Origin of the sequence: Pseudarthrobacter sp. J47 (assembly GCF_049810315.1) — a bacterium.
In the GTDB taxonomy this organism is placed as follows: Bacteria; Actinomycetota; Actinomycetes; order Actinomycetales; family Micrococcaceae; genus Arthrobacter.
In genome coordinates, this window is sequence record NZ_CP187358.1 from 70177 (window position 1) to 95744 (window position 25568).

The 25568-nt window shown below is 63.0% G+C and carries 24 protein-coding genes; 12 read left to right on the forward strand and 12 right to left on the reverse strand.

Going from position 1 to position 25568, the window contains the following annotated elements; all coding sequences use genetic code 11:
* Positions 1-3: 3 nt before the first annotated feature.
* Together ACPJW8_RS00360 and glyA are read right to left on the reverse strand one after the other, a co-directional pair.
* Positions 4-1224 carry a sarcosine oxidase subunit beta family protein gene (locus ACPJW8_RS00360; RefSeq protein ID WP_330188980.1) on the reverse strand — a complete coding sequence of 407 codons (1221 nt, stop codon included), beginning with the start codon at positions 1222-1224 and terminating at the stop codon, positions 4-6.
* Positions 1221-2567 carry a serine hydroxymethyltransferase gene (gene glyA, locus ACPJW8_RS00365; protein WP_330188981.1) on the reverse strand — a complete coding sequence of 449 codons (1347 nt, stop codon included), beginning with the start codon at positions 2565-2567 and terminating at the stop codon, positions 1221-1223. The genes ACPJW8_RS00360 and glyA overlap by 4 nt, the downstream gene beginning before the upstream one ends.
* Positions 2568-2725: 158 nt before the next feature.
* On the opposite strand from glyA, the gene ACPJW8_RS00370 reads away from it, so the two are divergent.
* Positions 2726-3397: a GntR family transcriptional regulator gene (locus ACPJW8_RS00370; RefSeq protein WP_330188982.1), complete on the forward strand. Its 672-nt coding sequence runs from the start codon at positions 2726-2728 to the stop codon at positions 3395-3397.
* On the opposite strand, the gene ACPJW8_RS00375 is transcribed toward ACPJW8_RS00370, so the two are convergent.
* The 3 genes from ACPJW8_RS00375 to ACPJW8_RS00385 form a co-directional block, all read right to left on the reverse strand.
* Positions 3394-4260 carry a formylglycine-generating enzyme family protein gene (locus ACPJW8_RS00375; RefSeq protein ID WP_425256381.1) on the reverse strand — a complete coding sequence of 289 codons (867 nt, stop codon included), beginning with the start codon at positions 4258-4260 and terminating at the stop codon, positions 3394-3396. The two genes, ACPJW8_RS00370 and ACPJW8_RS00375, sit on opposite strands and share 4 nt — an antisense overlap.
* A gap of 200 nt (positions 4261-4460) precedes the next feature.
* Complete coding sequence (locus ACPJW8_RS00380; protein ID WP_330188984.1) at positions 4461-6815, reverse strand: arylsulfatase; 2355 nt, start codon at positions 6813-6815, stop codon at positions 4461-4463.
* 104 nt (positions 6816-6919) lie between these two features.
* Positions 6920-8761 (reverse strand): BCCT family transporter, encoded by a 1842-nt coding sequence (locus ACPJW8_RS00385; RefSeq protein WP_330194308.1) that lies wholly within the window; start codon positions 8759-8761, stop codon positions 6920-6922.
* Between the two features lie 452 nt (positions 8762-9213).
* Between ACPJW8_RS00385 and ACPJW8_RS00390 the strand changes: the two genes are divergently transcribed.
* On the forward strand, positions 9214-10029 hold the full coding sequence (locus tag ACPJW8_RS00390) for an IclR family transcriptional regulator (RefSeq protein ID WP_330188986.1): 816 nt from the start codon (positions 9214-9216) through the stop codon (positions 10027-10029).
* Between the two features lie 33 nt (positions 10030-10062).
* Here the strand turns inward: ACPJW8_RS00390 and ACPJW8_RS00395 are convergent, their stop codons facing one another.
* Positions 10063-10722, reverse strand: a complete 660-nt coding sequence (locus ACPJW8_RS00395) for a cyclodeaminase/cyclohydrolase family protein (RefSeq protein WP_330188987.1) — start codon at positions 10720-10722, stop codon at positions 10063-10065.
* A gap of 225 nt (positions 10723-10947) precedes the next feature.
* Between ACPJW8_RS00395 and ACPJW8_RS00400 the strand changes: the two genes are divergently transcribed.
* The 10 genes from ACPJW8_RS00400 (at position 10948) to ACPJW8_RS00445 (ending at position 20308) form a co-directional block, all read left to right on the forward strand.
* Positions 10948-12060, forward strand: a complete 1113-nt coding sequence (locus ACPJW8_RS00400; RefSeq protein ID WP_330188988.1) for a dipeptidase — start codon at positions 10948-10950, stop codon at positions 12058-12060.
* Between the two features lie 350 nt (positions 12061-12410).
* Positions 12411-12890, forward strand: a complete 480-nt coding sequence (locus tag ACPJW8_RS00405) for an MSMEG_3727 family PQQ-associated protein (RefSeq protein ID WP_330188989.1) — start codon at positions 12411-12413, stop codon at positions 12888-12890.
* Between the two features lie 14 nt (positions 12891-12904).
* Positions 12905-14620, forward strand: coding sequence for a PQQ-dependent dehydrogenase, methanol/ethanol family (locus tag ACPJW8_RS00410; RefSeq protein ID WP_330188990.1), 1716 nt, complete (start codon positions 12905-12907; stop codon positions 14618-14620).
* A 47-nt stretch (positions 14621-14667) separates the two neighbouring features.
* Positions 14668-14763, forward strand: a complete 96-nt coding sequence (gene pqqA / locus ACPJW8_RS00415) for a pyrroloquinoline quinone precursor peptide PqqA (protein WP_330188991.1) — start codon at positions 14668-14670, stop codon at positions 14761-14763.
* A gap of 85 nt (positions 14764-14848) precedes the next feature.
* Positions 14849-15742, forward strand: coding sequence for a pyrroloquinoline quinone biosynthesis protein PqqB (gene pqqB, locus ACPJW8_RS00420; RefSeq protein WP_425256382.1), 894 nt, complete (start codon positions 14849-14851; stop codon positions 15740-15742).
* Positions 15743-15751: 9 nt separating this feature from the next.
* Entirely contained in the window at positions 15752-16444 is a 693-nt protein-coding gene (pqqC, locus tag ACPJW8_RS00425; protein ID WP_330189001.1) for a pyrroloquinoline-quinone synthase PqqC, read from the forward strand.
* Positions 16431-16709: a pyrroloquinoline quinone biosynthesis peptide chaperone PqqD gene (gene pqqD, locus ACPJW8_RS00430; protein WP_330189000.1), complete on the forward strand. Its 279-nt coding sequence runs from the start codon at positions 16431-16433 to the stop codon at positions 16707-16709. Before pqqC ends, pqqD begins: the two co-directional genes overlap by 14 nt.
* A complete protein-coding gene (gene pqqE / locus ACPJW8_RS00435; protein WP_330188999.1) occupies positions 16702-17877 on the forward strand; it encodes a pyrroloquinoline quinone biosynthesis protein PqqE in 1176 nt (391 codons plus the stop codon). The genes pqqD and pqqE overlap by 8 nt, the downstream gene beginning before the upstream one ends.
* Position 17878: 1 nt before the next feature.
* Entirely contained in the window at positions 17879-18421 is a 543-nt protein-coding gene (locus tag ACPJW8_RS00440) for a manganese efflux pump MntP family protein (protein ID WP_330188998.1), read from the forward strand.
* A gap of 477 nt (positions 18422-18898) precedes the next feature.
* The gene (locus ACPJW8_RS00445; RefSeq protein WP_330188997.1) at positions 18899-20308 is read left to right on the forward strand and encodes a DNA-binding protein; all 1410 of its coding nucleotides are present in this window, start codon (positions 18899-18901) and stop codon (positions 20306-20308) included.
* 15 nt (positions 20309-20323) lie between these two features.
* On the opposite strand, the gene ACPJW8_RS00450 is transcribed toward ACPJW8_RS00445, so the two are convergent.
* The 6 genes from ACPJW8_RS00450 to pqqA (ACPJW8_RS00475) form a co-directional block, all read right to left on the reverse strand.
* Positions 20324-20731: a YkvA family protein gene (locus tag ACPJW8_RS00450; RefSeq protein WP_330188996.1), complete on the reverse strand. Its 408-nt coding sequence runs from the start codon at positions 20729-20731 to the stop codon at positions 20324-20326.
* A 4-nt stretch (positions 20732-20735) separates the two neighbouring features.
* Positions 20736-21299 (reverse strand): Chromate resistance protein ChrB, encoded by a 564-nt coding sequence (locus ACPJW8_RS00455; protein WP_330188995.1) that lies wholly within the window; start codon positions 21297-21299, stop codon positions 20736-20738.
* Positions 21300-21381: 82 nt separating this feature from the next.
* The gene (hxlA, locus tag ACPJW8_RS00460) at positions 21382-22020 is read right to left on the reverse strand and encodes a 3-hexulose-6-phosphate synthase (RefSeq protein WP_330188994.1); all 639 of its coding nucleotides are present in this window, start codon (positions 22018-22020) and stop codon (positions 21382-21384) included.
* A 121-nt stretch (positions 22021-22141) separates the two neighbouring features.
* The gene (locus ACPJW8_RS00465; RefSeq protein ID WP_330188993.1) at positions 22142-22891 is read right to left on the reverse strand and encodes an MIP/aquaporin family protein; all 750 of its coding nucleotides are present in this window, start codon (positions 22889-22891) and stop codon (positions 22142-22144) included.
* A 149-nt stretch (positions 22892-23040) separates the two neighbouring features.
* A complete protein-coding gene (gene katG / locus ACPJW8_RS00470) occupies positions 23041-25275 on the reverse strand; it encodes a catalase/peroxidase HPI (protein WP_330188992.1) in 2235 nt (744 codons plus the stop codon).
* A 167-nt stretch (positions 25276-25442) separates the two neighbouring features.
* Positions 25443-25538: a pyrroloquinoline quinone precursor peptide PqqA gene (pqqA, locus tag ACPJW8_RS00475; RefSeq protein ID WP_330188991.1), complete on the reverse strand. Its 96-nt coding sequence runs from the start codon at positions 25536-25538 to the stop codon at positions 25443-25445.
* Positions 25539-25568 lie beyond the last annotated feature (30 nt).

Here is a 25568-nt window from a genome sequence, read left to right on the forward strand (position 1 = left end):
CGGCTAGTGGGCGACGGCGGCTGCGCCGTGTTCGTCAATGAGCGCACCGGTTTCGAAGCGTTCCAGCGAGAACGGGGCGTTCAGCTTGTGCGGTGCGCCGGTGGCGATGGTGTGGGCGAAGGTCATGCCGGCAGCCGGCGTTCCCTTGAACCCGCCGGTGCCCCAGCCGCAGTTCACGAACATGTTCTCCACCGGGGTGGTGCCCACGATCGGGGAGGCGTCCAGCGTGGTGTCCACAATGCCGCCCCAGGTCCGCAGCACGTGTGCCCGGGCAAAGATGGGGAAAAGTTCGACGGCGGCAGCCATCTGGTGCTCGATCACGTGGAAGGAGCCGCGCTGGCCGTAGCCGTTGTAGGAATCGACGCCGGCGCCCATTACCAGTTCACCCTTGTGGGCCTGGGAGACGTAGACGTGCACATGGTTGGACATGACCACCGTGGGGTGGACCGGTTCGTGCAGTTCGGACACCAGGGCCTGGAGCGGGTGGGACTGGATGGGGAGCCGGAAGCCTGCCATCTCGGCCAGGACTGAACTGTGCCCGGCGGCGCAGAGGCCCACCTTTTCGGTGTTGATGGTGCCCTGGTTGGTCTTGACGCCCACCACGCGCTCGCCGTCCTTGACGAAGCCGGTGACTTCGCAGTTCTGGATGATGTCCACGCCCAGTTCGTCGCACTTGCGGGCGAAGGCCCAGGCCACGTGGTCGTGCTTGGCGATGCCTGCACGCGGCTGGTAGGTGGCACCCATGACGGGGTAGCGGATGTCGTCGTTGATGTTCAGGATGGGGCAGAGTTCCTTGACCTGCTGGGGGTCCAGCCACTCGGCATCCACGCCGTTGAGCTTGTTGGCGCCCACGCGCCGCATGCTTTCGCGGACGTCGCCCAGGGTGTGGGCCAGGTTCATCACGCCGCGCTGGCTGAACAGGAAGTCGTATTCCAGTTCCTCCGGCAGGACCTCCCACAGCTTGAGCGCGTGCTCGTAGATGGCTGCGCTTTCGTCCCAGAGGTAGTTGGAGCGGATGATCGTGGTGTTCCGGGCCATGTTGCCGCCGGCCAGCCAGCCCTTTTCCAGGACGGCAATGTTGGTCATGCCGTGGTTCTTGGCCAGGAAGTACGCGGTGGCCAGGCCGTGCCCGCCGCCGCCTACAATCACTGCGTCATAGGAGGACTTGGGCTCCGGGTTCCGCCACAGGAAGTCCGGGTGCTCGGGAAGCTGGTCTGCGCTCACTGGGCCGCTCCAATCAGGTCTGCCTCGATGGCGGTGGTGGCCAGGCCGCCGTTGTTGTTCAGGTGGGAGTACAGCGGGAACTGCTCGGCCAGGGAGCTGACCCGGGCGCGGAGTTCGACGGCGGTGGCGTCGTCCAAGGTGCCGGTGCTGGCCGAGGCGATCAACGCCGTCGCAATAATGTCCGAGACTTCAGCAAATTCCGTGGCGCCGAATCCGCGTGCGGCGAGGGCCGGCGTGCCGATCCGGAGGCCGGAGGAAACCATGGGCGGGCGGGGGTCGAACGGGACGGCGTTGCGGTTGACGGTGATGCCGATGCGGTGCAGGGCGTCTTCGGCCTGCTGGCCGTCCAGCTCCGAGTTGCGGAGGTCCACCAGGACCAGGTGGACGTCGGTTCCGCCGTTGACCACGGAGATACCCGCAGCTGCAACGTCGTCGCGGAGGAGGCGCTCGGCGAGCAGCTTCGATCCCTGGAGGACGCGTTCCTGGCGTTCCTTGAACTGCGGGCTGCCGGCCAGCTTGAAGGCAACGGCCTTGGCTGCAATGACGTGTTCCAGGGGTCCGCCCTGCTGGCCCGGGAAAACCGCGCTGTTGATCTTCTTGGCGTACTGCTCCTTGGCCAGGATGACGCCGCCGCGGGGGCCGCCGAGGGTCTTGTGGGTGGTGGTGGTGACGACGTCGGCGTACGGCACCGGGTTGGGGTGCAGCCCTGCGGCCACCAGGCCGGCGAAGTGGGCCATATCCACCATGAGGTAGGCATCCACGAGGTCGGCGATCCGGCGGAATTCTGCGAAGTCCAGCTGCCGCGAGTAGGCGGACCAGCCGGCGACGATCAGCTTGGGACGGTGCTCCAGGGCCAGTGCTTCAACTTCGGCCATGTCCACCCGGAGATCGGATTCGCGTACGTGGTACGGGATGACGTTGTAGAGCTTGCCGGAGAAGTTGATGCGCATGCCGTGGGTGAGGTGGCCGCCGTGTGCCAGGTCCAGGCCCATGATGGTGTCGCCCGGGTTCAGCAGGGCAAACATGGCGGCGGCGTTGGCCTGCGCGCCGGAGTGCGGCTGGACGTTGGCGAATTCGGCGCCGAAAAGGGCCTTGACGCGGTCGATGGCCAGCTGCTCCACAACGTCCACGTGCTCGCAGCCGCCGTAGTAGCGCTTTCCGGGGTAGCCCTCTGCGTACTTGTTGGTCAGCACAGAGCCTTGTGCCTCCATCACGGCGGACGGGGCGAAGTTCTCCGAGGCGATCATTTCCAGCGTGGACTGCTGGCGGACCAGTTCCCGCGCAATGGCCTCCTGGACCTCGGGATCGACGACGGAAAGTTGATCGTTCAGCTGCTCAACCACAGGTGCTCCTTTGAAATACCACTTGTTCATTGACTGATATATCAGTGTGGGATCAATGCTATGATTGAGATCACAGCTGAGTCAATAGATGTACCGAAACTGCTACCCGGCTTCCAGTTACGGGCTGGAGCTTGAGAGCGAAGAAACGGAGCGGCGCGTTGAATGCACTTCTGGCCCTGCCTCTTGCGGAGGAGGCGGCCCCTTCCCAGGCCGAGGCCGCCTACCGGCAGCTGCGCGACAAACTCATCATGCTGGACATCCGGCCCGGCGAGCCCATCAACGACGGCCAGCTCGCGGCAGAGTTCGGCTTCGGCCGGACCCCGGTCCGCGAGGCCATCAAGCGGCTCGAGGTGGACCACCTGGTGGTCTCGTATCCCCGCCGCGGAACCTTCGCCACCAACGTGGACTTCACCGAACTCGCTGACGTCTCTGAGATCCGGGAACTGCTGGAGCCCCTCGCTGCCCGCCGTGCTGCCAGCCGCGCCAGCGACGCCATCCGGAAGGAACTCCTTGAGGTGGCTGACGCCATTGCCGGACTCGATCCGGAGCTTGGCGGATCGCGTGAGCTTATGCGGTACGACCTCATGGTCCACCGGCTCATCTACAAGGCGGCAGCCAACCCGCACCTGGAAGACACCCTGATCCGGTACGACAACCTGGCCACCCGCATCTGGTGCCTGGTAGTGGACAAGGTGCCGTCAGTGACCGGCCACATCACCGAGCACGTGGACCTGCTCAGGGCCGTCGCCACCGGCGACGCGGACAAGGCGGGCGAACTGGCGCTGCACCACGTTACCGGCTTCGAGGAAACCATCCGCACGGTCCTTTAAGGCGCCGCTACCGTGCGGAAGCCGAGGTTTCCGGACGACGATTCCGGTGTGTTTGAGGTGCGGGCGGCTACCCGGTAGCGGTTGCAGTAGGAGTCGTGGCATAGATAGGAGCCGCCACGCATGACCCGCCCGGCACCGATGGTGGGTCCTTGCGGGTTATTCGTGGGGGAGTTGCGGTAGTACTTGGGCAAGAACCAGTCGGCGCACCATTCCCAGACGTTGCCGGCCATCTCATACAGTCCATAGCCGTTCGGTGGATAGGCCCGGACGGGTGCGGTACCCAAGTGGCCGTCGTCGACCGTATTGGCCGCCGGGAAGGCACCTTGCCAGATGTTGCAGCGGTGTTCGCCGTCGGGTGTGAGGTCATCACCCCACGCATAGCGCCTCCCCTCCAGGCCGCCACGCGCGGCGTATTCCCACTCAGCTTCTGTAGGAAGACGCCTTCCGGCCCACCTGCAGTAGGCGAGGGCATCGTTGTGCGAGACGTGGACAGCCGGGTGGTTCGGGACGTCCCGCCAGTGCGAGTTTGGTCCGGTGGGATGTGCCCAGTCCGCGCCGCGGATGTTCAGCCACCACGGCGCGCGGCTGGCTGCTCCCAGGATGTCCGGCCCGGCGGCAGTGGAGAGCAGATGGAATACTGCGGAGCTGCCGTACTCTTCTGCCTCCGTGCGGTATCCCGTGGTTTCGACGAACGCTGCATACATCGCATTGGTGACCGTTGTTACGTCCATCAGGAAACCGCCCAGCCTGACCTCGTGGACGGGTGTCTCGCCGTCGGCCGGGTAGCCCTCGGCGAAGGCATCTCCCATGGTGAATGTCCCGGCAGGGATCTCCACGGCGTGGTGCGATCCCTGCCCGGACAAAACCGTGCCGCCAACGTCTCCGTGATGGACGGGTTCCGTTGGAAGTGGCCCGCGGGAGGGCGCACAGCATCCCTTGCCCTGGCCCGCCGTCGCGGTTCCGGCGGCGGGCAGGCCATTTGTCTGTGTGGGGCTTAGGGCTGGCAGGTCCATTGGTCCTCTTGGTCTTCTTGGTGGGTATTGCGGTGGGCGCGGCTGGTTTTCTACTGGTGTGCCAGCGCCATGCGCTGATGATCGGCCGCCGTGAAGTGTGAATCGTTACTGTCCTCATGCAGGTCGATCCGCACCGTGTGGATCGTGCCGGTGAAGGCGTTGTCCACAGGGAGGTAGTCGTCCGTGACGGGCGTTCCTCGATCGACGCCTACGTTCAGGGTCTCATCGAAGGAGAAGTAATAGGCCGTCGTTTGGTCCACCCTGCCTTTGCCCACGACCGTGCCGTTGGCAGCGAGCCGAATTTCCGCACCCTTGCCGATGCCGTCACCGTCATAGAGGAATTCGAGCGCAAGTTCCTGGGTTCCAGGGGCAAGAACCTCGTCTGAACGGACGATGTAGAGATCCCGGCCGTAGCAATTGTGGGCGTAGCTGAGGCGACCGTCCGTCACGTACAGGGACCAGCCCCCGAAACGTCCGCCTTGGGCTATGAGGACACCTTCACCGCCGCCGTCCGGGACATCCACCCGGGCCGTAACTGTGTGCGACCTGTTCTTGACGTTCAGTGTTGTCTCTTCCGTGAAGCGCCCCATTCCGGCCCGGTATGTCACCGAATTCCGGTGGCCAAGCAGGTCGATTCTTCCGGCGACTTCAGGATTCTCGCGCTCCGTGACCCGGTCGTCCAACGGGAACACGTTGTACTTGCTGGCCTCGATCAGGAAGAGCTGCTGGAGTTCCCGCAACTTCTCCGGGAACATGCCGGCCAGATCATGGGCCTGGCTCCAGTCGTTCCTGATGTCATACAGTTCCCACACATCGTCGTCGAAGGAAGGAAGCCCTTCCGGCACCATTTCCCACGGTGTCCCATGGCGTGTCACTGCCGTCCAGCCTTCGTGGTAAATGCTCCGGTTGCCGCACATCTCGAAGTACTGCGTCTGCCTGCGGTCCTCGGCTTCGGGAGCGTTAAAGGTGTAGACCATGCTGGTACCTTCAATGGGCTGTTGCGTCACGCCGTTGACGGTGACGGGGTGCGGAATGCCGGCCGCTTCAAAGATGGTTGGTGCCACGTCGATAACGTGATGGTACTGGTGCCGGACGCCGCCGCCTTCAGCGATGGCATTGCCCCAGCGAATGATCATGCCGTCGCGCGTGCCACCCAGGTGTGACGCTACCTGCTTGGTCCATTGATACGGGGTGTTCATGGCGAGGGCCCAGCCAACAGGGTAGATCGCATAGGTTGTCGCATCGCCAAGGGCGTCCAGTTCCCTGGCCATGGCCTCCGTGCTGTCTTTGAAGCCGTGGCCCACCAGGTGCTCCCGCATGGTGCCTTCGATGCCGCCTTCTCCCGAAGCGCCGTTATCGCCCAGGATGTAGATGAAGAGAGTGTTGTCCAGCTCTCCAAGCTCATCCAGGGCATCCACGAAGCGTCCCACCTGGGCGTCCGTATGCTCGGCGAATCCGGCATAGGTTTCCATAAAGGAAGCTGCCACCCTGCGCTCGGTGCCGTCGAGTTCGTCCCAGTGCGGCACCACGTCGGCCCATGGGCTTAGTTCGGCGGACTCAGGTACTACGCCCAGTTCCTTCTGGCGCGCCAGGGTTGCTTCCCTTTGCGCGTCCCAGCCGTGATCGAACCGCCCGCGGTACTTGTCCTTCCACCCGGGTCCGACGTGGAAGGGTCCGTGGGTTGCTCCGAACGCGATGTAGCTGAAGAACGGCTTCTCCGGGGTGAGCGCTTTCTGGGTCTGGACCCAGGTGATGGCCTGGTCGACGAGGTCTTCTGAGAGGTGGTAGCCATCCTCCGGCCGCCGGGAGGGTTCCACCGGAGTTGTACCGTCGAAGAGCTGGGGGTACCAGTGGTTCATCTCGGCGCCCATAAATCCGTAGAACTTATCGAAGCCTTCCCCAACAGGCCACCGGTCAAAAGGTCCTGACGGGCTGACCTCGCGCGGCGGGGTCTGGTGCCACTTGCCGAACGCCGCCGTGCTGTATCCGTTCATGTTCAGGGTCTGGGCAATAGTGGCTGCACTGGCGGGCCGGAACCCGGTGTAACCAGGCGCGGAGGTGCTCATCTCCGTGGTCACGCCCATGCCTACAGAATGATGGTTCCGTCCGGTCATCAGTGCCTGGCGGGTGGGTGAGCACAGCGCGGTGACATGGAAGCGGCTGTAGCGGAGCCCGTCGTCGGACAGTTTTTCCGCCGTGGGCATTTCGCATGGTCCGCCAAAGGCGCTTGAGGCGCCAAAGCCCATGTCGTCGATAAGGACGACGACCACGTTGGGAGCGTCCTTTGGAGCCTGAAGCGGGGCGACGGGGGCGAAGGTAGTGGCTTGTTCATGAATACCCATGGCCGCTGTCACCGGCTGCCGCCTCGCTGCGGGGATGGGGAGGATTTCGCGTGTTTCGTTCATCGTATTCTTTGCTCCTGTCGAAGGCGGTTCAGGTTTTTCTGGTGGTGACGGCAGGCCCGGAGTCGTGGGAGTGAGCCTTGAATTGGTTGTCGGGTGTGCGGCCTTTACAGCCCGGCCCTCAGTGGCTGGGTGTCGCTGGGCGGAGCCGGGGGCACTGTGCCTATTTCCCCGGTTTCGGGGTCCCAGCCATCGGCCCATTTGCCGGTTTCGTAGTCAAAGCCCACGGGCTCGCCCTCCGCATTGGTGCGCTGGTACCACTCCGTGTAGTCCTGGTGCTCCGAATCGGTTTCGGCACCGGCTCCGCATCCTGGCTTGGTCTGCACCACTTTGAGGCCGAAGTCGTCTCCGTACTTTTGGACGCCTTCCACCACGGCATTGCTGACTGCGATCTGGGCGTACTGGGCGCGCAGGATATACGGGTCTGACCGCAGCTCCCGGAACCAGGCGAAGATGATCAGGATCATTACGATGGCGAACGGCACAGCTGTGACAATGACCAGTGATTGCAGCCCCGCAAGGGCGGACGCGTTCCCGATCAGTAACATAACCACCGCGATCCCGGCCATCACCAGTCCCCAGAAAACCACCACGAGTTTGGGGGGATCCTGGCTGCCGCGCGTGGTGAGAATACCCATAACCATTGAGGCGGAGTCGGCAGAGGTGATGAAGAAGATCGCCAGCACCACCATGATGACCAGGGGAAGCCATTCCGCGAAGGGAAGATTGTCCACCAGGGTGAACAGCACTTCGGAGGCGGCCATCGAATCGTGGAACCCGGGGCTCCCTTCGCGATGCATCCAGATTGCAGTTGCTCCCATAATTCCGTACGCGACAAAAAGCAGGGCAGACGGAATGAAGATCACACCCAGGATGAATTGCCTGATGGTCCTGCCGCGGGAGATGCGGGCGATGAAGATGCCGACGAACGGTGACCAGGAGATCCACCAGGCCCAGTAATAGACAGTCCATGTGGATTGGAATTGCGCTGTGTCCTCTCCCCAGGAAGCAGACCGTGCCATTAGTTCGAACAGTGATCCGATGTACTGGATGACCGCCGATGGCACCATGTTCAGCAGGAACAGCGTCGGCCCCAGGATGAACACCACGCCGACGATGCCTAAAGTGAGGACGATATTGATGTTCGAGAGATAGCGAATGCCCCTGGCGACGCCGGAAACGGCGGAGAGCACAAAGCAGACCGTCAGAACGCCGATGATGCCGATGAGGACAGTATTCGTCAGTTCAGAGACACCCGAGACGATGGTGACGCCTTGGCCGATCTGGAGTGCGGCGATCCCCAGGGCTGCAGCCGTCCCGAACAGGGTGGCGATGATGGCGAAGATGTCCACCAGTTTTCCGGCGAGCCCGTCGGTCTGGCTCTTTCCGAACAGGTGCCGAAATATCGAGGACATCAACAGGGCGCGGCCGCGCCGGTAGCCCACATAGGCGACCGCGCCGCCCACCAGGGCATACATGGCCCACGCATGGAATCCCCAGTGGTAGTACGTCTGGGCCAGCGCCCGATGCATGGCTTCAATTGACTCGGCCTCGACCGTCCGCGGCGGTGGGTTCAGGTAGTGGGTCAGCGGCTCGGCGGGGCCCCAGAACAGCACGCCGATGCCGAGACCGGCAGCGAAAAGCATCGCCACCCAGGAAAACGTGGAGAATTCCGGGGTCTCCCCGTCCTTGCCGAGCGGAATCTTCCCGTAGCGGCTGATGGCCAACCACAGCAGAACCACCAGCACGACGGTGGCGACGGCGTTGAAGAGCCAGCCCAAGTTGGCGGTGGTCCAGGAGAATGCCGCGCCTGCCACCTCAGAAACGCTGGAGGGGCTGACGATACCCCAGACGACGAACGCCACTGTCAAGGCACCAGCTGCGATGAGTACGACCTTGTCCAGACTGTATCGCCGGCGCTGTTCATCGACGCTGATACCCGGAACCAACGCCGGGTGGATGTTATGGGGGTACCGCGGCCGGATGTAATCGAGACTGCCTAGCGGCCTGCCGGACTTTCGGCCGCTTTGTTTCCCGTCATCGCGGTTTCTTCTGTAAGTGGACGATCCGTTTTTAGCCATGGAACCTGCACCTTAGTTCGTTGGATTTACTCTTCAGGTGGAGCGGAGGGATAACGATTCGGTGACGCACGATGGTTGTGGTTTATAGGTTCGCGATGTTCTGCGTTGCGGTTTCCGCAACTTATGCCTGGAGGGGTGCCCCGTGGAGTGTGTTCACCTGCGTCATGTTGCGCTCTCCGCAACTTGTAGAGTTAGTGTTACCCGGATCACAAATGCAGGTCAAGAGTTTTCGGAAGATTCGAAATATGTTTCAACTCCGCTGCGGTCCGGACTTTGGACGGCGTCACGAAGCGCGGGCGCGGGTCTGAGAGTATGGGCACATGGCTCCAGGGCATGACGATGACTCGATTAGTGGCGTTGACCTGCAGGGAGGCAGCCTGCAGTCCGTTGATCGCGCCATTGCAGTCCTGAAGGTACTGGCCCGTGCCGGCAAGGCCGGCGTTACGGAAGTTGCCGAGGAAATGGGCGTGCATAAGTCCACCATTTCCCGGCTCCTGCGCGCCTTGGAAGCCCAGGGAATGGTGCAGAGCAGCGGGCGGGGGAAATACCAGCTGGGACTTGGCATCCTGCATCTGGCCAACTCCATACCCATGCGGCTCGATCTGGCCAGGGAGGCCCGTCCGTTCCTGGAGGCCCTTGCTGCCAGGTTCGGGGAAACGGTTAACCTTGCCGTCCTGAGCCTGAGCAACGTTATAAACATCGACGAAGCTTTTGGCCCTTCCACCACCGCTGACATGCGGAACTGGATGGGCCGGGCCACGCCCCTTCACGCTACGTCGAGTGGAAAGGTGTTCCTGGCGTCCCTGACAGTTGCACAGCGCAACCGTGTATTGACCGAGAAGGGGATGCCCGCGCTGACAAAGAGGACCATCACGTCGCGGCAGGACCTGGAATCGCAGCTGCTTGCCGTGGCGGAATCCGGTTATGCCACAGTCCATGGCGAACTTGAGGACGGACTCAACGGCATCGCGGTTCCGATTCGTGGACGTGAAGGTACCGTCATTGCCGCCGTCAGCATTTCGGGCCCGTCAGCCAGGTTCGAGCCCGAAAAGCTGCCTGGCCTCATTGACGAGCTAAAAATCAGTGGCGAGAAAATCAGCGAAAACATGGGATACGTGCCAGAGTCGCGTCGTTAGGGGTTTCGACAGGCTCAACCACCGGATCCCGCCTCACCCAGCATCGGTGGGGGCGGCTCGGTGGTCGATCCCTGCGGCCAGCCCGTCGATCCGTTCCACTGCGGCCGTCAGGTCCTGCACCGTGGACCACAAATCGGGGTGTTCCTCGCGGACCTGGTCCAGCGTGTCCCCGGCCGAAGACAGGCCCGCAAGGTCGAAGCTGACATTGGTGCGCGCCCCGGTGAGTGCTGCCCTGAGGGCGCCGAGAGCCACCACGACGTCGGCAACCAGGGCCGGATTGCCGTGGGACGCGAGCCAGGCCAGGTCGTCAATGGCCTCTATGGCCTGCTTACCCAGCACGGCAGATGCCTTGGCCGCAGCCACGGAAGCCCGGCGTATCGCCTTTTCCCGCTCAGGCCCGGGACTCAGGCGAAAGGCCGCCCCGAAATTTTTGGATGCCGAAGCGTCATCGTCGGCCAGCTGCAGGGCGGTTTCCCTGAGCGAACGGGCCCGGGACTGAATGACGGCAACCTCGCTGCGCTTCTGGCCCTCGGCCTGGGTATATCCGGCCACCATTGAGGTCAGCGACGCTGCGATGGCCAGCATCACACCCGCGCCGGCACCACCGCCGGGAGACCCGACGGATTCGGCGAGGGCGCGGGTCCAGTCGTCAACGGTCGAATTGTTGGTTGTCACCGGCTCAGAAGCATTCATGTCACCAGTCTGCACCGCCGTTGATCGAGCCGCCGCCGTTGATCGAGCCACCCCGTTGATCGAGCTTGTCGAGATCGGGTTTCGACGGGGCTCTACCACCGAAAAGGGCTGTTGACGCCTTCAGGGCCGCACCCGCATGTTAGTCTTCGTCGGCGCATGGAACGGCTACATCTGGCCAAGCCTGGGTGGTGCCGTGCACGGATAACACTCCTTGGAGGACCACGTATGAGTACCGGACACCACCTGATCATTGACGGCCACAACGACATGCTGTCGAAGCACCACAAGTTGGCCGGCCTGGACTTCGGCCTGCTTGACCCCGGGCAGGAGCAGCTACAGATGCACACCGATCTGGTCCGTCTCCGACGGGGCGGCGTCGGAGCCCAGTTCTGGTCAATATGGGTGCCCTCCGTCACCAGTCCGGATGACAAGGTCGCCATGGCCGCACTGACCCTTGCCCAAATCGAGGCGGTCCACCGGATGTGCGAGACATACCCGCACCTAACCGCCCTCGCCAGGTCCGCCGACGACGTCGAACGCTGCTTCGCCGAGGGCCGTATCGCATCGCTGATGGGTGTGGAGGGCGGGCACCAGATCCTCGATTCGATCGATGTCCTGCGCCTGATGCACCGCAACGGAGTCAAGTACATGACGTTGACCCACAATACGAACACCGGGTGGGCGGACAGTGCCACCGATGGCCCAGGCGTGGGTGGCCTGAACGCCTTCGGCGAACAGGTGGTGGCAACCATGAACGACCTCGGCATGCTCGTGGACCTCTCGCACTGCGCCGATACAACGGTCGAACACGTCACGCGTCTGTCCACGGCACCGCTGTTCTTCTCCCACTCCGGTGCCCGGGCCGTCTCCGACCACCCCCGCAACGTCCCCGACGCGACATTGAAGAACGTCAGAGCCAGCGGGGGGATCGTTATGGCCGTCTTTCTCCCAGAGTTCCTCTCTGTGGAGTATCGTGCATGGTCCCGTGCGCGCCAATCCGCGCAGCCAGGGTGGATCGGGCCGGACGCGGCCGCCCAGGAAGCCGCGTGGCTCGTGGACAACCCCAAGCCTCCCTGCGGCATTCCGGACATCGCGGACCACATAGAGCACATCCGCAACGTCGCCGGCGTCGAACACGTTGGAATCGGCAGCGACTTCGACGGTATGACGCCCCCTGATGACATGGCCTCGGTGGACCGCTATCCGGCGCTGCTTGCGGAGCTCGAGCGGCGCGGATGGTCATCCTCGGACATCGCTGCCCTGACCCACGGCAACCTGCTCCGCGTCCTCCGCATCACCGAGGAACGCGCAGGAAAGTTCGGGACCACGCCGGCCTGAGGTGCTGCATTGAGCGCAGGCCGGCGCGGTTGTAGCTCTCCTCGATCGAACGTCCTGTTGCCCTGATCGCGTCCTGCCTAACTGCCCACTGACGCCGGTCGCGGAACTCGGTACCCCGCTCTGCCTTATTCGCTTATGGGGTGGGCGTGGGGTGGGTGTGTGATGTGGGTCTCGTGTTGAGCGGTGGTTTGGGGCGGGTGAGCGGTGTGGTGTGGGGGTCGTGCGGTTGTCTCTGGTGGTGGGGTTGGGGTGGGCATACGGTTATCTCTCAACTGGCTCGGATGAGCGAGCTGTTACGCGGTTTTTTGCGTAGCCCAAGTGTGTGTGATTTCACGAGGAGGTGATGTCCAGTGACGATTACGGATGAAGTTTTGAGTGCCGAGGAGCGGTCTGATCTTCTGGCGAAGTTCGGCTTGGACGGACAGAACAAGGCGACGATGGGTCGGGTTTTGGGGACCGGTTCGATTGCTGAGGCGACTGAGCGTGCTGACGGCACGATGGAAGCGACGATCAGGATCAAGGAAGACGAGTGTTGCTGGGATCCGGCGATTCTGGTTCTGCCCCATGGTGGGGAGCTGGAGTTGACGGTTATTAATGATGACAAGAACACCCATGCGTGCTTGTTGCCTAATAATGGCGGGCCGAAGTTTTTGGGGTTGCTGAATCATTCCAAGGGCCGGGCGACGATCACGTTGGATGGGCCTGGTTATTACTGGTACAGCTCGCCGGCCGGCAACGACGAGGGCCGTGGCCTGACTGCCGCCATCGTGGTGAAGGGTGAGGTGCCTCCGGAGGCCCGCCTGGATCGACCCACCCAGCCCCGCCCATAGAAAGGAATTGAACAATGACAATCCCTGCACTGTCTTCCCCTGAACCCGCAGTTGACTATATTGATGCCGGCGAGGCGATCAACCATTTCGCATTGAGCGATTTGTCCGGTACCGCGCCTGCGGTCACGGACGACGTGAACTACGAGCGCATCCTGGAGGCGCGTTCGGAGTCGCATAACTGGATTACTTATTACGGCGCCTATGACGGGCAGCGTTACAGCCTGCTGGACCAGATCAACACTGAGAACGTGAGCAAGCTCAGCCCTGCCTGGATCTTCCAGGCCGGCCAGGCCGGTCAAATCGCAGGCGGGTCCACCTACGCCTTTGAGGCCTGCCCTTTGATCGTCGATGGCGTCATGTACGTCACCGGTTGGGACGGCTGGTTCTGGGCTGTTGACGCGGCCACGGGCAAGGAGCTTTGGCGCTACAAGCATGCGGTGCCCTTCGATGTTTCGCTGTGCTGCAGCAACGTCAACCGCGGCTGCGCGGTGGCCAACGGGAAGGTGTACTTCGTTACTCCGAACGCCCAGCTCCTGGCGTTGGACGCAACCAACGGTCAAAAGGTGTGGCAGAAGACGATCGGTGACGTGCGGGCGGGTGAGAGTGCTTCGCTGGCTCCCCTGGTCATCAAGGACACCCTCATCACGGGCAGCGCAGGCGGCGAGTTCGGCGTGCGTGGCCACATCGACTGCTGGGACCTGGAGACCGGCGATCACCGCTGGCGCACGTACACCGTGCCCAAGCCCGGGGAGCCTGGCTCGGAGACCTGGCCCGCTGACGGCGAGGCCTGGGCACGCGGTGGCGCGAACCACTGGGTGACCGGAACCTACGACCCGGATACCAACCTGTACTACGCAGGTACCGGCAACCCGGCACCTGACTTCGACGGCGAGGTCCGCCAGGGAGACAACCTCTACACCGACAGTGTGGTGGCCCTGGACGTTGATTCGGGCGAGATCAAGTGGCACTACCAGTTCACCCCGCACGATCTTTGGGACTACGACTCCACCATGGAGATGACCCTGTTCGAGCGCGACGGCAAGAAGCTGCTGGCCCACTTCGACAAGAACGGCTACTTCTTCGTCCTGGACCGCACCAACGGTGAACTGCAGCACGTGACCCCGTTCGTGGACCGGATCGACTGGGGCGTCATTACCCGCGACGGGAAGGTCACCCCCCGGAAGTACCCGGACAAGGAAGGCGAGCCCGTACACTTCTTCCCCGGCCCGGCCGGCGCGAAGGAATGGACGCACGCCGCATACAGCCAGAAGACCGAGCTGTTCTACGTCCCCGTCGCCGACGTCGGAGCTACCGCCACCCGGCGCCGCCGCGAGTTCAAGGAAGGCATGCCCTACTGGGGCGCAGCCGTCCAGGTCGATATCGACGACATGGCCGGTTCGGTCAGCGCGTTCGACAGCTACGGCGAGGAAAAATGGCGCTACCGCATCGATTACCCGATGGCAGCGTCCGTGCTCGCCACCGCCGGAGACCTGGTCTTCGCCGGCACCCCGACCGGTGAGTTCGTCGCACTGGACGCCCGCACCGGTGAAAAGCTCTGGGAATTCCAGTGCGGCAGCGGCCACCACAGCAGCTGCTCAACCTACAGCGTCGACGGCAAGCAGTACGTCGTCGTCCCCGTCGGCTGGGGCGGATGGCTCGAAGGCATCGTCCCCGGAATGAGCGCAGCAGGCCACGGCTCCGCGCTGATCGCCTTCGCCCTCCCCGGCTAAACACCCACCCCACAAACCACCCAAAAACCCGAAAGGAGAACACCACCATGAACGCAGAGAACAACCGCAAGAAGTGGGAAGCACCCACCCTCACCGAAATCCGCGTATCCGCCGAGGTAACGGCCTACGTCGCAACCAAGTAACACCCAAAAAAACGGGGGTGCCGGGCCACCAGGCCCGGCACCCCACCACCACAACACATGCCACAGCAAAAGGATGTCAACGACGATGTTCACCCGCGTACTCGGATCAGCAGCCGGGGGAGGATTCCCCCAGTGGAACTGCGCATGTCCGCAGTGCCGTGCTGCGCGGAGCGGCTCCCGGCCTTGCGTCCCACGCTCCCAATCGTCCATCGCAGTGAGCGCTGACCGGAAAGAGTGGTTTCTGTTCAATGCGTCACCGGACATCCAGTCACAAATAGAGGCCTTCGACGACCTGCATCCTGACGACGGCAGCGTGACACGAATGCAGAGCGTGATGCTCACAGATGCAGAACTTGACCATACGCTCGGACTGCTCCTGATGCGGGAGGGGCGCGGGCTTGAGGTGCACGCAACGGAGTCGGTCTACGAGACCCTCTCCACCGGAACCGGGGTACTTCGAACGCTCGAAGCGTACTGCCCGGTGACATGGAAACCAGTGGTTCCTGGCGACGAGGTAATGCTCGGTGAGGGGCTGTCGTACCGCGCGTTCGACGTACCCACCACTAAGCGGATGCGTTTTGCCGGCGCTGCGGAGAACGGCCGTGTTGTGGGGTACACCATCACGGACACCTCCAGCGGTCAAAGGCTGGTCTACCTCCCGTGCGTGCAGGAGCTGACACCCGGCATCCTGGCCGAACTGGCGGGCGCCTCCGCGTTGCTGATCGACGGCACGTGCTGGAGTGACGACGAAATGCCCAGCCTCGGCCTGGCCAGCAAGACCTCGCGGGACATGGGACATGTACCCATTACCGGGCCTGGCGGCAGCCTTGAGCTGCTGTCCCCGCTACCCATCGAACGCAAAATCTACATCCATATCAATAACACCAATCCAATCCTGCTCGACGACTCGCCGGAACGGCTGCACCTTGACCGGCATGACATAGGGGTCGCTGTCGACGGGCTGGAACTGGAAATCTAAGGAGCAACGATGACGTCAGTACTCACACCCGATGAGCTCGAGGAGTCGCTCCGCGCGCACGCCAAGCAATACCACAGCGAGCACCCCTTCCATCGCCGGATGAACGATGGACAGTCAACTCCCGATGAGATCCGGGGGTGGGTGGCCAACCGCTTCTACTACCAGATCAACATCCCGCGCAAGGATGGCGCCATCCTCAGCAGCTGCCCCGACAGTGAGGTGCGTCGCCGCTGGGTCCAGCGAATCATCGACCACGACGGCACCAGCGAGGGGACCGGCGGAATCGAAGCGTGGCTGCGCCTGAGTGAGGCCGTTGGGTTGACCCGCGCGGAGGTTGAGGACGCAAGGCACCTGCTCCCCGGTGTGCGGTTCGCAGTCGACGCCTACGTCAACTTCACGCGAACCCGGCCATGGGTGGAGGCGGTGGCTTCCTCCCTGACTGAGTTGTTTGCCCCGGACCTGATGGCAGAGCGTCTCTCGGCATTCGAGCGCCACTACACGTGGATCGACCCCGAGGGTCTTGCCTATTTCCGGTCCCGCCTGACCCAGGCACCCCGCGATTCCCAGCACGGCCTTGAGATCGTGCGAAAGTACTGTGTCACCCCGGAAACGCAGGCAGCGGCGACGGCGGCTCTGTCCTTTAAGTGCGACGTGCTGTGGAGCATGCTCGATTCGATTGACCAGGCTTATGGAAACCGTTAATGAGGACTCCCGGCCGCGGCTGGCTCCGCACGTGCGAATGGCCTTCAACGCCGCGCGCGGGGGATACGCGTTGCTTTCACCCGAAACGATCTGGACCATCAACGCCACCGGCGCCGCGATCGTGGAACTATGCGACGCCAAGCGGACTGTTAAAGAAATCGAGGCCGAATTGCGGCGCCAATTCGATGAAGTCGCCGAAGGCGACGTCCAACGCTTCGTGGCGGGACTCGTCACCAAGCACGGTATGGAGGTAGATCATGGATAAGCCCTACGGACTGCTCGCTGAGCTGACGTACTCGTGCCCACTGCAGTGCGGCTACTGTTCCAATCCCCTCCAGCTCGACGATTATCGTGACGAACTGAGCACGGAGGAATGGCAACGCGTATTTGCCGAGGCCGCTGACCTGGGTGTGCTTCAGCTTCACCTTTCGGGTGGGGAGCCGATGCAGCGCCATGACATCGTGGACCTGGTCCGCACAGCCAACCAGCTGGGCCTCTACACAAACCTGATCACCAGTGGGCTCGGTCTGTCCACCCGCCGGGCCGAGCAACTCCGCGAAGCAGGCCTTGACCACGTGCAGCTCAGCATCCAGGCCGATGAGCAGGCACTGTCCGACGAAATCGCCGGCACTGTTTCCTTCGAGCGCAAGCACGTGGCAGCGAAGCTTATCAAGCAGCTGGGATGGCCACTGACCCTCAACGTGGTGTTGCACCGGCAGAACATCGACAGGATTGGCGGCATCCTTGAGATGGCGCAGGCTATGGGCGCCGACCGCGTAGAGCTGGCGAACACGCAGTATGCCGGGTGGGCGGGCCCCAACCAGGCGGAGTTGCTCCCGGCCAAGGACCAGCTCGACCGCGCGGACGCGGTGGTAGCGGAGGCCCGGGAGCGGTTCGGGGACCAGATGGACATCATCTACGTTATGCCTGACTACTACAGCAAATATCCCAAACCCTGCATGGACGGTTGGGCCAGCCGCCAGTTCACCATTGTGCCCAACGGCGAGGCCCTGCCTTGCCCGGCCGCACATGAGGTCGCCCGCGGTCTTAACCTGCCTCCTGCCAGTGTGCGCGAGCATTCTCTGGAATGGATCTGGGAGGAAGCTCCGCTGTTCCAGCAGTACCGCGGCGACGCGTGGATGCCGGACCCGTGCCGCAGCTGTGACCGCAAGGAAATCGACTTTGGCGGCTGCCGCTGCCAAGCCTTCGCACTCACGGGAGACGCCGCCCGGACTGACCCGGTCTGCCACCTGTCTCCCGACCACGGGCTGGTGGAGGCGGCGGTAGTGGCGGCAAACGATCCCGCGCGCCCCGTTACCGGCTCAGTCATTCCCCGCCCGCAGACAGGACGCACCAAGCGGGCTGCTACAAGGCCGCGCAGGACGGGGAGCACACCCGTCTCGCTGTCCCCCACAGTATTGAAAGGAAAGTAAAATGCTTGCACTTATAGGACTCGGGTTCGCCCTTGGCCTGGACAATTTCAGAACGTCGATCGTGCTTGGGGGACTCAAACCCAATTTCCGCACGTCCGTCAAAACGTCCCTGATTTTCGGCGCCTGGGATGGCGTGGCGCCGGTCGTCGGGCTGCTTATCGGTTCGTACTTCAGTACCCAAATCGAAGAACCCGCGGAGATAATCGGAGCAGCTGGGCTTGCCGCCTACGGGCTATGGATCACCATCAAGGCACTCCGGTCCTCCGAGCATGCCGATGTGGACATGAAGACGGCACGGCGGTGGCTGCCCGTGCCGTTGAGCATCGACAACGTGGCCGCAGGCGCCGCACTCGGACTGGCCGGGTATTCACCGTGGCTTGCGCCCTTCCTGTTCGCGTTCACCACTTTCGTGATGTCGGTTGCCGGACACCAGATCGGCCGCACCATCGCCAACTTCATTCCCCGTCTCCGTACTGATCTGTTGACCGGTCTGGTGCTGTTGGGGATGGCTGGCCTGTGGGTCGCTGGATTCGACATCCTCTAATGGGCAACACCGACGAGGACGACGGCAGTGCACGGCCACCGTGCTACCACTGTGGGGAGCCCTATACCGCGGGGGAGGCCGGTCGGCATACAGAGCCGGTTGACTGCAACGTCTGTGTGCGCTGCAAAATGCAGCCCGCTTGCTATACATGCCGGAACATGTACTGCCCCTGCGAGGTGCACCAACACGGAAAAGCGTAGGTCGAACCAGCGCCGGCACGACGGCGGGGAAGGCGCCGCAATTCCGTATATGAAGCCCGGCAGCTTCGACAAACCGGGGCGAACCCGGCACGGGATGGTAACATAGGGGGAGGCGCAAGAAGCGATTCTTGATGGCCCAGGTCACGTTTTGTATACCCCGGACCGGGGACTCGCTGTTAGGTGGCCGGCAGATCCGCCACCCGATCGGTGGTGATCACAAGCACGTGACCGTGGCGCAGTTATCGTCCAACGATGAGTTACATCAAGGTGGTGCCCAATGACGGGTGAACAGCGACTTCAGCGGGTGTCCCGCGACTCGACCAAGACCGACGTCTATAACGCGTGGGAACGCTTTGTCCAGGGTGAGGACGACGTCTATGGAGTACGTCCGGAAGTAGCGATTTCCTGGCAGCGATCCCGGGATCTGTACCGCATCGATCCCTTTCTGACTGAGGTACCCAACGCCCCCTTTTCAGAAGTCTCGCACTCCCTGGACCAGGACGTTGTCTTCGCGGAGTTGGGTTTTTGTGCTGCCGCCATGGTCCACGAGGTGGCCGAAGCGGGAGGCGTTGTGACCATCGCCGACGCCAGCGGCAGGGTCCTGAGCGCCTGGGGCGACAAGACCACCCGTTCGATCGCCTCCGCGGGGGGCCTGGCGCCATGGTTCAGCTGGTCTGAGGGTTCGGTAGGCACAAACAGCATGGGCACCGCCCTCGTAGCCCGGCGCGCTGTGATGATCAGGCAGTCGGAACACTGGTGCCAGGCCTTCCACGAATGGTCCTGCGCTGGCATCGCGGTGCGTGACGTTGTGAGCAAGGAGCCGCTCGCCATCCTGAACATCTCGTCTTGGCGCCGTGATCTACCACTGCCGGCGAAGAAGTGGCTGGAGAGTGCCGCCACCCACACCCAGAACAGCTTGCGCAAGCGTGCCCACGACAGCGGCAGTGTGCTGCTCGCTGCCTACACCGAAGCTCAGGGACGGTCGAGGCAGCCACTTGTGGCCATCGATACGGCCGGTGGTGTGGTGATTGCCGACGACATGGCCAGCGTTATGCTCGGAGTCCCTGGTAACGTCCCCGCAGTTGATGCGGTAGTGCGCTGGACTCCGCAGCTTCCGCCACTGATTCAAGCAGCCCGCTACGCCACCAAACGGGCGAACGCGGACCCGGCATGGACCGGCTCAACGCAGATCTTTACCCCGCTCGCTGACGAACCATCAACGATCGGACTTCGCCCCGTCTTCCTTCAAGGGAACCTGGTCGGACACCTGGTCTCCTTTGGTGCCGTAGACGGCGAGCAGTTCCCCCAGACGGAACCGGGAGGGGTCCGGTTCGACGGCGGGCGACCCCGTCGTGTAGTTGCCCTCCGTGAGGAGAACCGGATGGTGATGCTGAAGACGTCAGAGGTGACCATGGCCGAAGCGGACGGCACCGGCGTCTGGCTGCATACAGCTGATGGCCGGCTGCGGGCCACCCTGCCCAGCTTGGACAAGCTGGACAATGAATTGGCCAGCACGGGGAGTTTCCTGCGCGTGCACCGCCAGTACCTCGTCAATCTCGGCCGCATCCGGGAGGTGGAGCGTCGGGAAAAAGGCGAACTTGTCCTTGTGATGGACGATCCCCAGAACACCATGGTGCCCGTGTCGCGGCGGAGTGTGCGTGCCGTACGGGCTGCGCTCGGTATTTGAGCTTTGAGGTAGGACCTAAACCCCGGCAAGCCGTTCAATGACGAGCAGGCCCGCCGGGGTCCCGGGCCAGTGCCGGCGCAGTGGTTCAAGCCCGGCAGAACGGATGGCTGAGCGCAGCACAAGGGCGACAACAATGACGTCGTCAGCGCAGCCGATGACAGGGAGGAAGTCAGGGACGATGTCCAGGGGCAAGAGCAAGTAAGCCAGAAGCAGAACCAGTTTGACCCGAACGCCGGTCGAAACAGTCTTATCGGCTGTGAGTCTTCGGATCACCCGCAATAGGTCCGGGAGCAGGCGCAGGGCATCCTTCATTCCCAGCGTTTCCGGGTGGCGGCGGGCATAAACCCAGAGCGCTGCCAACAACACGACATATATTGCCGCCAGTCCGGCAAGGAGTGCCGGCACAGCCTCCCACCATTCCACGGCCCTACTCTCCGGTCTCTTGGTGAAGAAGCGGGCCGGTCGGAACGTGGAGTGCGGAATAGACACGCTCGGCGTATTCGTCAAAGACAACAGTGCACTGACGGAGCAGGTCCTCGGCGGCATCGGCCTCGGCGAGCTCAAGTGCGTCGCGGCTCTTAAGGTCCCGGAACCAGCGGCGCAGCCGCTCCATGCTCTGCTCTTTTTCCTCCAACTCGGCGAGGGTAAATTTCCTATTCCGTGTCTCTTTGGCTATTTCTTCTTCGAAGGCCTTGCAGTCACGGGAGAACTCCTGCCATTCGTCCAGGCGCTGGGCACGGAAAGCGGACTGGAGCGGATCAGCTGCCTGGTCTTCGGCTGCGGGCGTGGGCAGCACGAGGACTTCCCCGGCGCCCTTGGATGCCAGCTCCACGACCTTCTGTACGGCGGAGGAAAAGTAGGGCGTCTCAGGAACTGTCCATACCCCGGATGACACGGGTGCGGCGCCTATCTTGCGCAGTTCGCGCCACACTGCAACCCTCGTCCGGGAAGAGCCGGGAGGTAAGCGCACGATCAGTAGCAACCAGTTCATTTTGTCAATGCTACCCTGAACGCAGCAAAATGTAACAGGTGTTACGGAACGGCGTGTGACCCCGTGGGGTTATGGAAAGTCTCTAGTGCGCTGGGCGCCACATGATTGCTCCACGGAGTTCCTTGGCGATCAGGGCCGGGTCCGGTGCTCCGTAGATGGCTCCGCCGACGACCGCGACGTCCGCGCCGGCCTGCTGGACGGCGTCGATGGTACTCGGCTTGACGCCGCCTGCCACGGAGAACGGGACGCCGGCTTCCACGCCTGCGCGGATTAGACCGTTCAGGTCGAAGCCGGGTTTGGCCTGCTCGTCCAGGCCGGCGTGCATCTCGACGAACTTGGCACCCAGCGCACGGACTTCCTTGGCGCGGGTTACCTTGTCCTCGATGCCGATCAGGTCCACCACGACGCCCTTGTTGTGGGCCTTGGCTGCGGTGACGGCACCGGCAATGGTGGAGTCATCTGCGGCACCGAGCACGGTGACCAGGTCAGCGCCGGCCTTGAAGGCGATATCGGCTTCAAGCTCGCCGGCATCCATGGTCTTCAGGTCAGCGAAGACAATCTTGTCCGGGTGGGCGTTCTTGACGGCGGTGATCACGGACAGGCCTTCGGCCTTGATCAGCGGGGTGCCAAGTTCGATGATGTCAACGTATTCGGCAACCTTGCCGGCCAGATCCAGGGCCGCTTCGGTGGTCAGGAGGTCGATGGCAACTTGGAGCTTCATGATGATGCTTCTTTCTGTAGGGAACTGCAATGGAAATGGAAAAACCGGGGCATGGAAATCAGGCCCCGGTTATCCGGCGTTCATGGCCTGCTGGAGGCTGGTGGAACGCAGTGGCGCAGCATCACGAGGCTGCTGCGCCGATGATCGGGACCACCGCGGCGACGGCTCCGGCCAGCGTTCCGCCAACCAGGGGGCCGACAACAGGGACCCAGGAGTAGCTCCAGTCACTGGAACCCTTGCCCTTGATGGGGAGCAGGGCGTGGGCGATGCGCGGTCCGAGGTCACGGGCGGGGTTGATGGCGTAGCCCGTGGGTCCACCCAGGGACACGCCGATGCCGACAACGAGGAGGGCTACTGCCAGCGGGCCCAGGCCCGAAGGGGTGCCACCGAAGGTCAGGATCACGAAGACGAGCACGAACGTGCCGATGATTTCGGTGACGAGGTTCCACGGGGTGGACCGGATCGCCGGGCCGGTGGAGAAGACGCCCAGCTTGCTGGCGGCCTCAGGCTCGGCATCGAAGTGCTGCTTGTACGCCAGCCAGCAGGCGACTGCACCCAGGAAGGCGCCCAGCATCTGGCCGCCGAAGTAAGTGAACGTCGACGCGAAATCGACGGCAACGCCCGGGGCGTACTCGTCCTTGCCATTAACCAGCAGGCCAAGGGTGACCGCAGGATTGATGTGCGCGCCTGACTTCACGGCAACATAAACACCGGCGAAGACCGCAATACCCCACCCCCAGGTAACCATCAGGAATCCACCGCTGTTGCCCTTGGTGCCTTTGAGCGCAACGTTTGCCACAACGCCGCAACCCAACAAGGTCAGCATTGCGGTTCCGAATACTTCGGAAAGGAAAACTACTTCAAGGGACATCTTTGACTCCTCTGGTTTCTTTCCCGGCCCGTCGAAGGTTCGAAGGGCGGGGGCTCCGCAACTGTTGCGGCAAGTGGGCCCGTGACAGGGCTGGATCCCTCCCGGGGTTCAAGTGTTCAAGAACCCCAGGAGGGCGTTTTATACCAACGTCACCGGTCGAACCGGTCAAGGTTCATGACCTTGTCCCAAGCGGAAACGAAGTCTTGGATGAACTTCTTTTCAGCGGGCTGGCTGGCGTAGAACTCAGACAGGGCGCGCAGCTCGGGGTTGTTGGAAAAAATGAGGTCGGTGCGGCTTGCGATCCACTTGACTTCGGCGGTGTGCCGGTCGCGGGCCTCGTAGGCCGCCTCGTCGGAAGCTTCGTGTGACGTCGGTGCCCAGACGTTGTCCATATCGAGCAGGTTGACGAAGAAGTCGTTGGTCAGGTGGCCAGGCGTCGGAGTGAGCACGCCCAACGGGGACTGGCCGTGGTTGGCGCCGAGCACGCGCATGCCGCCGAGAAGCACTGTCATTTCGGGGGGAGTCAGGGTCAGCTGGCTCGCACGGTCGATGAGCAGGACTTCGGATGGCACCCGGCTGCCCTTGCCGAAGTAGCTGCGGAATGCGTCCGCTTTCGGTTCCAGGACGGCGAACCATTCGGGGTCGGTCCACTCCTGTGTTGCATCGGTGCGCCCCGGCCGGAAGGGAACCTCGATGATGTGACCGGCCCGGGCGGCACCGTGTTCGACGGCGGCGCAGCCGGCAAGCACGATCAGGTCCGCAAGGGAGATCTTCTTGCCATCAAGCTGGGAGTCGTTGAACTGCTCGCGGATCTGCTCGAGCGTGCCGAGCACTGTTGCCAGCGTTTCGGGGTCATTGGCGTCCCAGCTTCGTTGCGGATCAAGACGGATTCGGGCACCATTGGCGCCGCCGCGCTTGTCGCTGTTGCGGAAAGTGGATGCCGAAGCCCATGCCGTGAAGACCAGTTGCCCCACGGTCAGGCCCGACCCGAGCACTTGGTTCTTCAGCGCGGCGATATCGTCCGCGTCGACGAGCGGGTGGTCGACGTCGGGAACCGGGTCCTGCCAGATCAGTCGCTCGGACGGGACGAGCGGCCCCAGGTAGCGCTGGACCGGGCCCAGGTCGAGATGCGTCAGTTTGAACCAAGCGCGGGCGAATGCATCAGCCAGCTGGTCCGGATTCTCCAGGAACCGACGCGCGATGCGCTCGTATGCCGGATCGTCCTTCAATGCGAGGTCCGTGGTTAATACGGTGGGGACATGGGTCTTGGACGGGTCGTGAGCGTCCGGGACGGTGCCGGCTCCGGCACCGTTGCTGGGGATCCATTGCCATTGCCCGGCAGGGCTAAGCGTCACGTCCCAGTCGTAGTTGAACAGGACCTCCAGGAAGCTGTTGTCCCAAGTGGTCGGGGTGGGTGTCCAGATCCCTTCGAGCCCACTGGTGACGGTGTCAGCCCCTTTGCCCGTCCCGAATTGGCATGCCCAGCCCAGGCCCTGTTGCTCGAGCGGAGCGGCGCCCGGTTCCGGGCCAAGGCACTTGTTGGGGTCGGCCGCTCCGTGGCTCTTGCCGAAGGTGTGGCCGCCGGCGGTCAGCGCCACGGTCTCTTCGTCGTTCAGCCCCATGCGGCGGAACGTCTGACGAATGTCGCGTGCTGAGGCGACCGGGTCCGGCATTGTGGCCGGTCCCTGGGGGTCGACGTAGATCAGACCCATCTCACTGGCGGCCAAGGGCTCGTGCAATTCCCGGACACCGCTGTGCCGCTCGTCGGCGAACCACGTGTCTTCAGGTCCCCAATAGGTCTCGTCGGCCTCCCACACATCCTCGCGGCCGCCAGCGAAGCCGAACGTCTTGAAGCCCATCGATTCCAGAGCCCGGTTACCGGCAAAGATCATCAGGTCGGCCCAGGAAATCTTGTGGCCGTACTTCTGCTTCACCGGCCATAGGAGCCGGCGCGCCTTGTCCAGGTTGCGGTTATCAGGCCAACCGTTCAAGGGGGCGAAGCGCTGCATTCCCGCGCTGGCGCCGCCCCTTCCGTCGCCGACGCGATACGTTCCAGCACTGTGCCAGGCCATCCGCAGGATCAGCGGTCCGTAATGGCCGAAATCGGCGGGCCACCAGTCTTGGGAAGTAGTCAACACTTCATCGATATCGCGTGCCAGTTCCTCGAGGTCAAGCGAGAGGAATTCCTTGGCGTAGTCAATGTCCCCGCCCATGGGATTCGCCGCACTGCTGGGGCGGGTTAAGCTCCTCAGGTCCAGCTTTTGGGGCTTGCCGTCGTGCTTGTTCCCGGTTGCTGCGGGACGGTTTCGCTGGTTGGGTGACCGACGCGCAGCCAAGGTCTGGTCGTACGTACGGTCGACGTGGGCGTCAGGGCTCCCAGCCATGATTACTCCTTCAGAAGAGTCTCGAAGGACTCTACTCGTGACAGGATGCCCAGTGAAGTGTAAGACAGTACGCGGGTGAACATCGTCGTTGACATCCTTTTGCTGTGGCATGTGTTGTGGTGGTGGGGTGCCGGGCCTGGTGGCCCGGCACCCCCTTTTTTTGGGTGTTACTTGGTTGCGACGTAGGCCGTTACCTCGGCGGATACGCGGATTTCGGTGAGGGTGGGTGCTTCCCACTTCTTGCGGTTGTTCTCTGCGTTCATGGTGGTGTTCTCCTTTCGGGTTTTTGGGTG

Excerpts from the sequence above, each read along its gene's own strand:
- ACPJW8_RS00380 (WP_330188984.1), bottom strand. The coding sequence starts at position 6,815 with ATGAACGAAACACGCGAAATCCTCCCCATCCCCGCAGCGAGGCGGCAG.
- ACPJW8_RS00390 (WP_330188986.1), top strand. The coding sequence starts at position 9,214 with ATGGCTCCAGGGCATGACGATGACTCGATTAGTGGCGTTGACCTGCAG.
- ACPJW8_RS00395 (WP_330188987.1), bottom strand. The coding sequence starts at position 10,722 with ATGAATGCTTCTGAGCCGGTGACAACCAACAATTCGACCGTTGACGAC.
- ACPJW8_RS00400 (WP_330188988.1), top strand. The coding sequence starts at position 10,948 with ATGAGTACCGGACACCACCTGATCATTGACGGCCACAACGACATGCTG.
- ACPJW8_RS00410 (WP_330188990.1), top strand. The coding sequence starts at position 12,905 with ATGACAATCCCTGCACTGTCTTCCCCTGAACCCGCAGTTGACTATATT.
- pqqA (WP_330188991.1), top strand. The coding sequence starts at position 14,668 with ATGAACGCAGAGAACAACCGCAAGAAGTGGGAAGCACCCACCCTCACC.
- pqqB (WP_425256382.1), top strand. The coding sequence starts at position 14,849 with ATGTTCACCCGCGTACTCGGATCAGCAGCCGGGGGAGGATTCCCCCAG.
- pqqC (WP_330189001.1), top strand. The coding sequence starts at position 15,752 with ATGACGTCAGTACTCACACCCGATGAGCTCGAGGAGTCGCTCCGCGCG.
- pqqD (WP_330189000.1), top strand. The coding sequence starts at position 16,431 with ATGGAAACCGTTAATGAGGACTCCCGGCCGCGGCTGGCTCCGCACGTG.
- pqqE (WP_330188999.1), top strand. The coding sequence starts at position 16,702 with ATGGATAAGCCCTACGGACTGCTCGCTGAGCTGACGTACTCGTGCCCA.
- ACPJW8_RS00440 (WP_330188998.1), top strand. The coding sequence starts at position 17,879 with ATGCTTGCACTTATAGGACTCGGGTTCGCCCTTGGCCTGGACAATTTC.
- ACPJW8_RS00445 (WP_330188997.1), top strand. The coding sequence starts at position 18,899 with ATGACGGGTGAACAGCGACTTCAGCGGGTGTCCCGCGACTCGACCAAG.
- ACPJW8_RS00455 (WP_330188995.1), bottom strand. The coding sequence starts at position 21,299 with ATGAACTGGTTGCTACTGATCGTGCGCTTACCTCCCGGCTCTTCCCGG.
- hxlA (WP_330188994.1), bottom strand. The coding sequence starts at position 22,020 with ATGAAGCTCCAAGTTGCCATCGACCTCCTGACCACCGAAGCGGCCCTG.
- ACPJW8_RS00465 (WP_330188993.1), bottom strand. The coding sequence starts at position 22,891 with ATGTCCCTTGAAGTAGTTTTCCTTTCCGAAGTATTCGGAACCGCAATG.
- katG (WP_330188992.1), bottom strand. The coding sequence starts at position 25,275 with ATGGCTGGGAGCCCTGACGCCCACGTCGACCGTACGTACGACCAGACC.
- pqqA (WP_330188991.1), bottom strand. The coding sequence starts at position 25,538 with ATGAACGCAGAGAACAACCGCAAGAAGTGGGAAGCACCCACCCTCACC.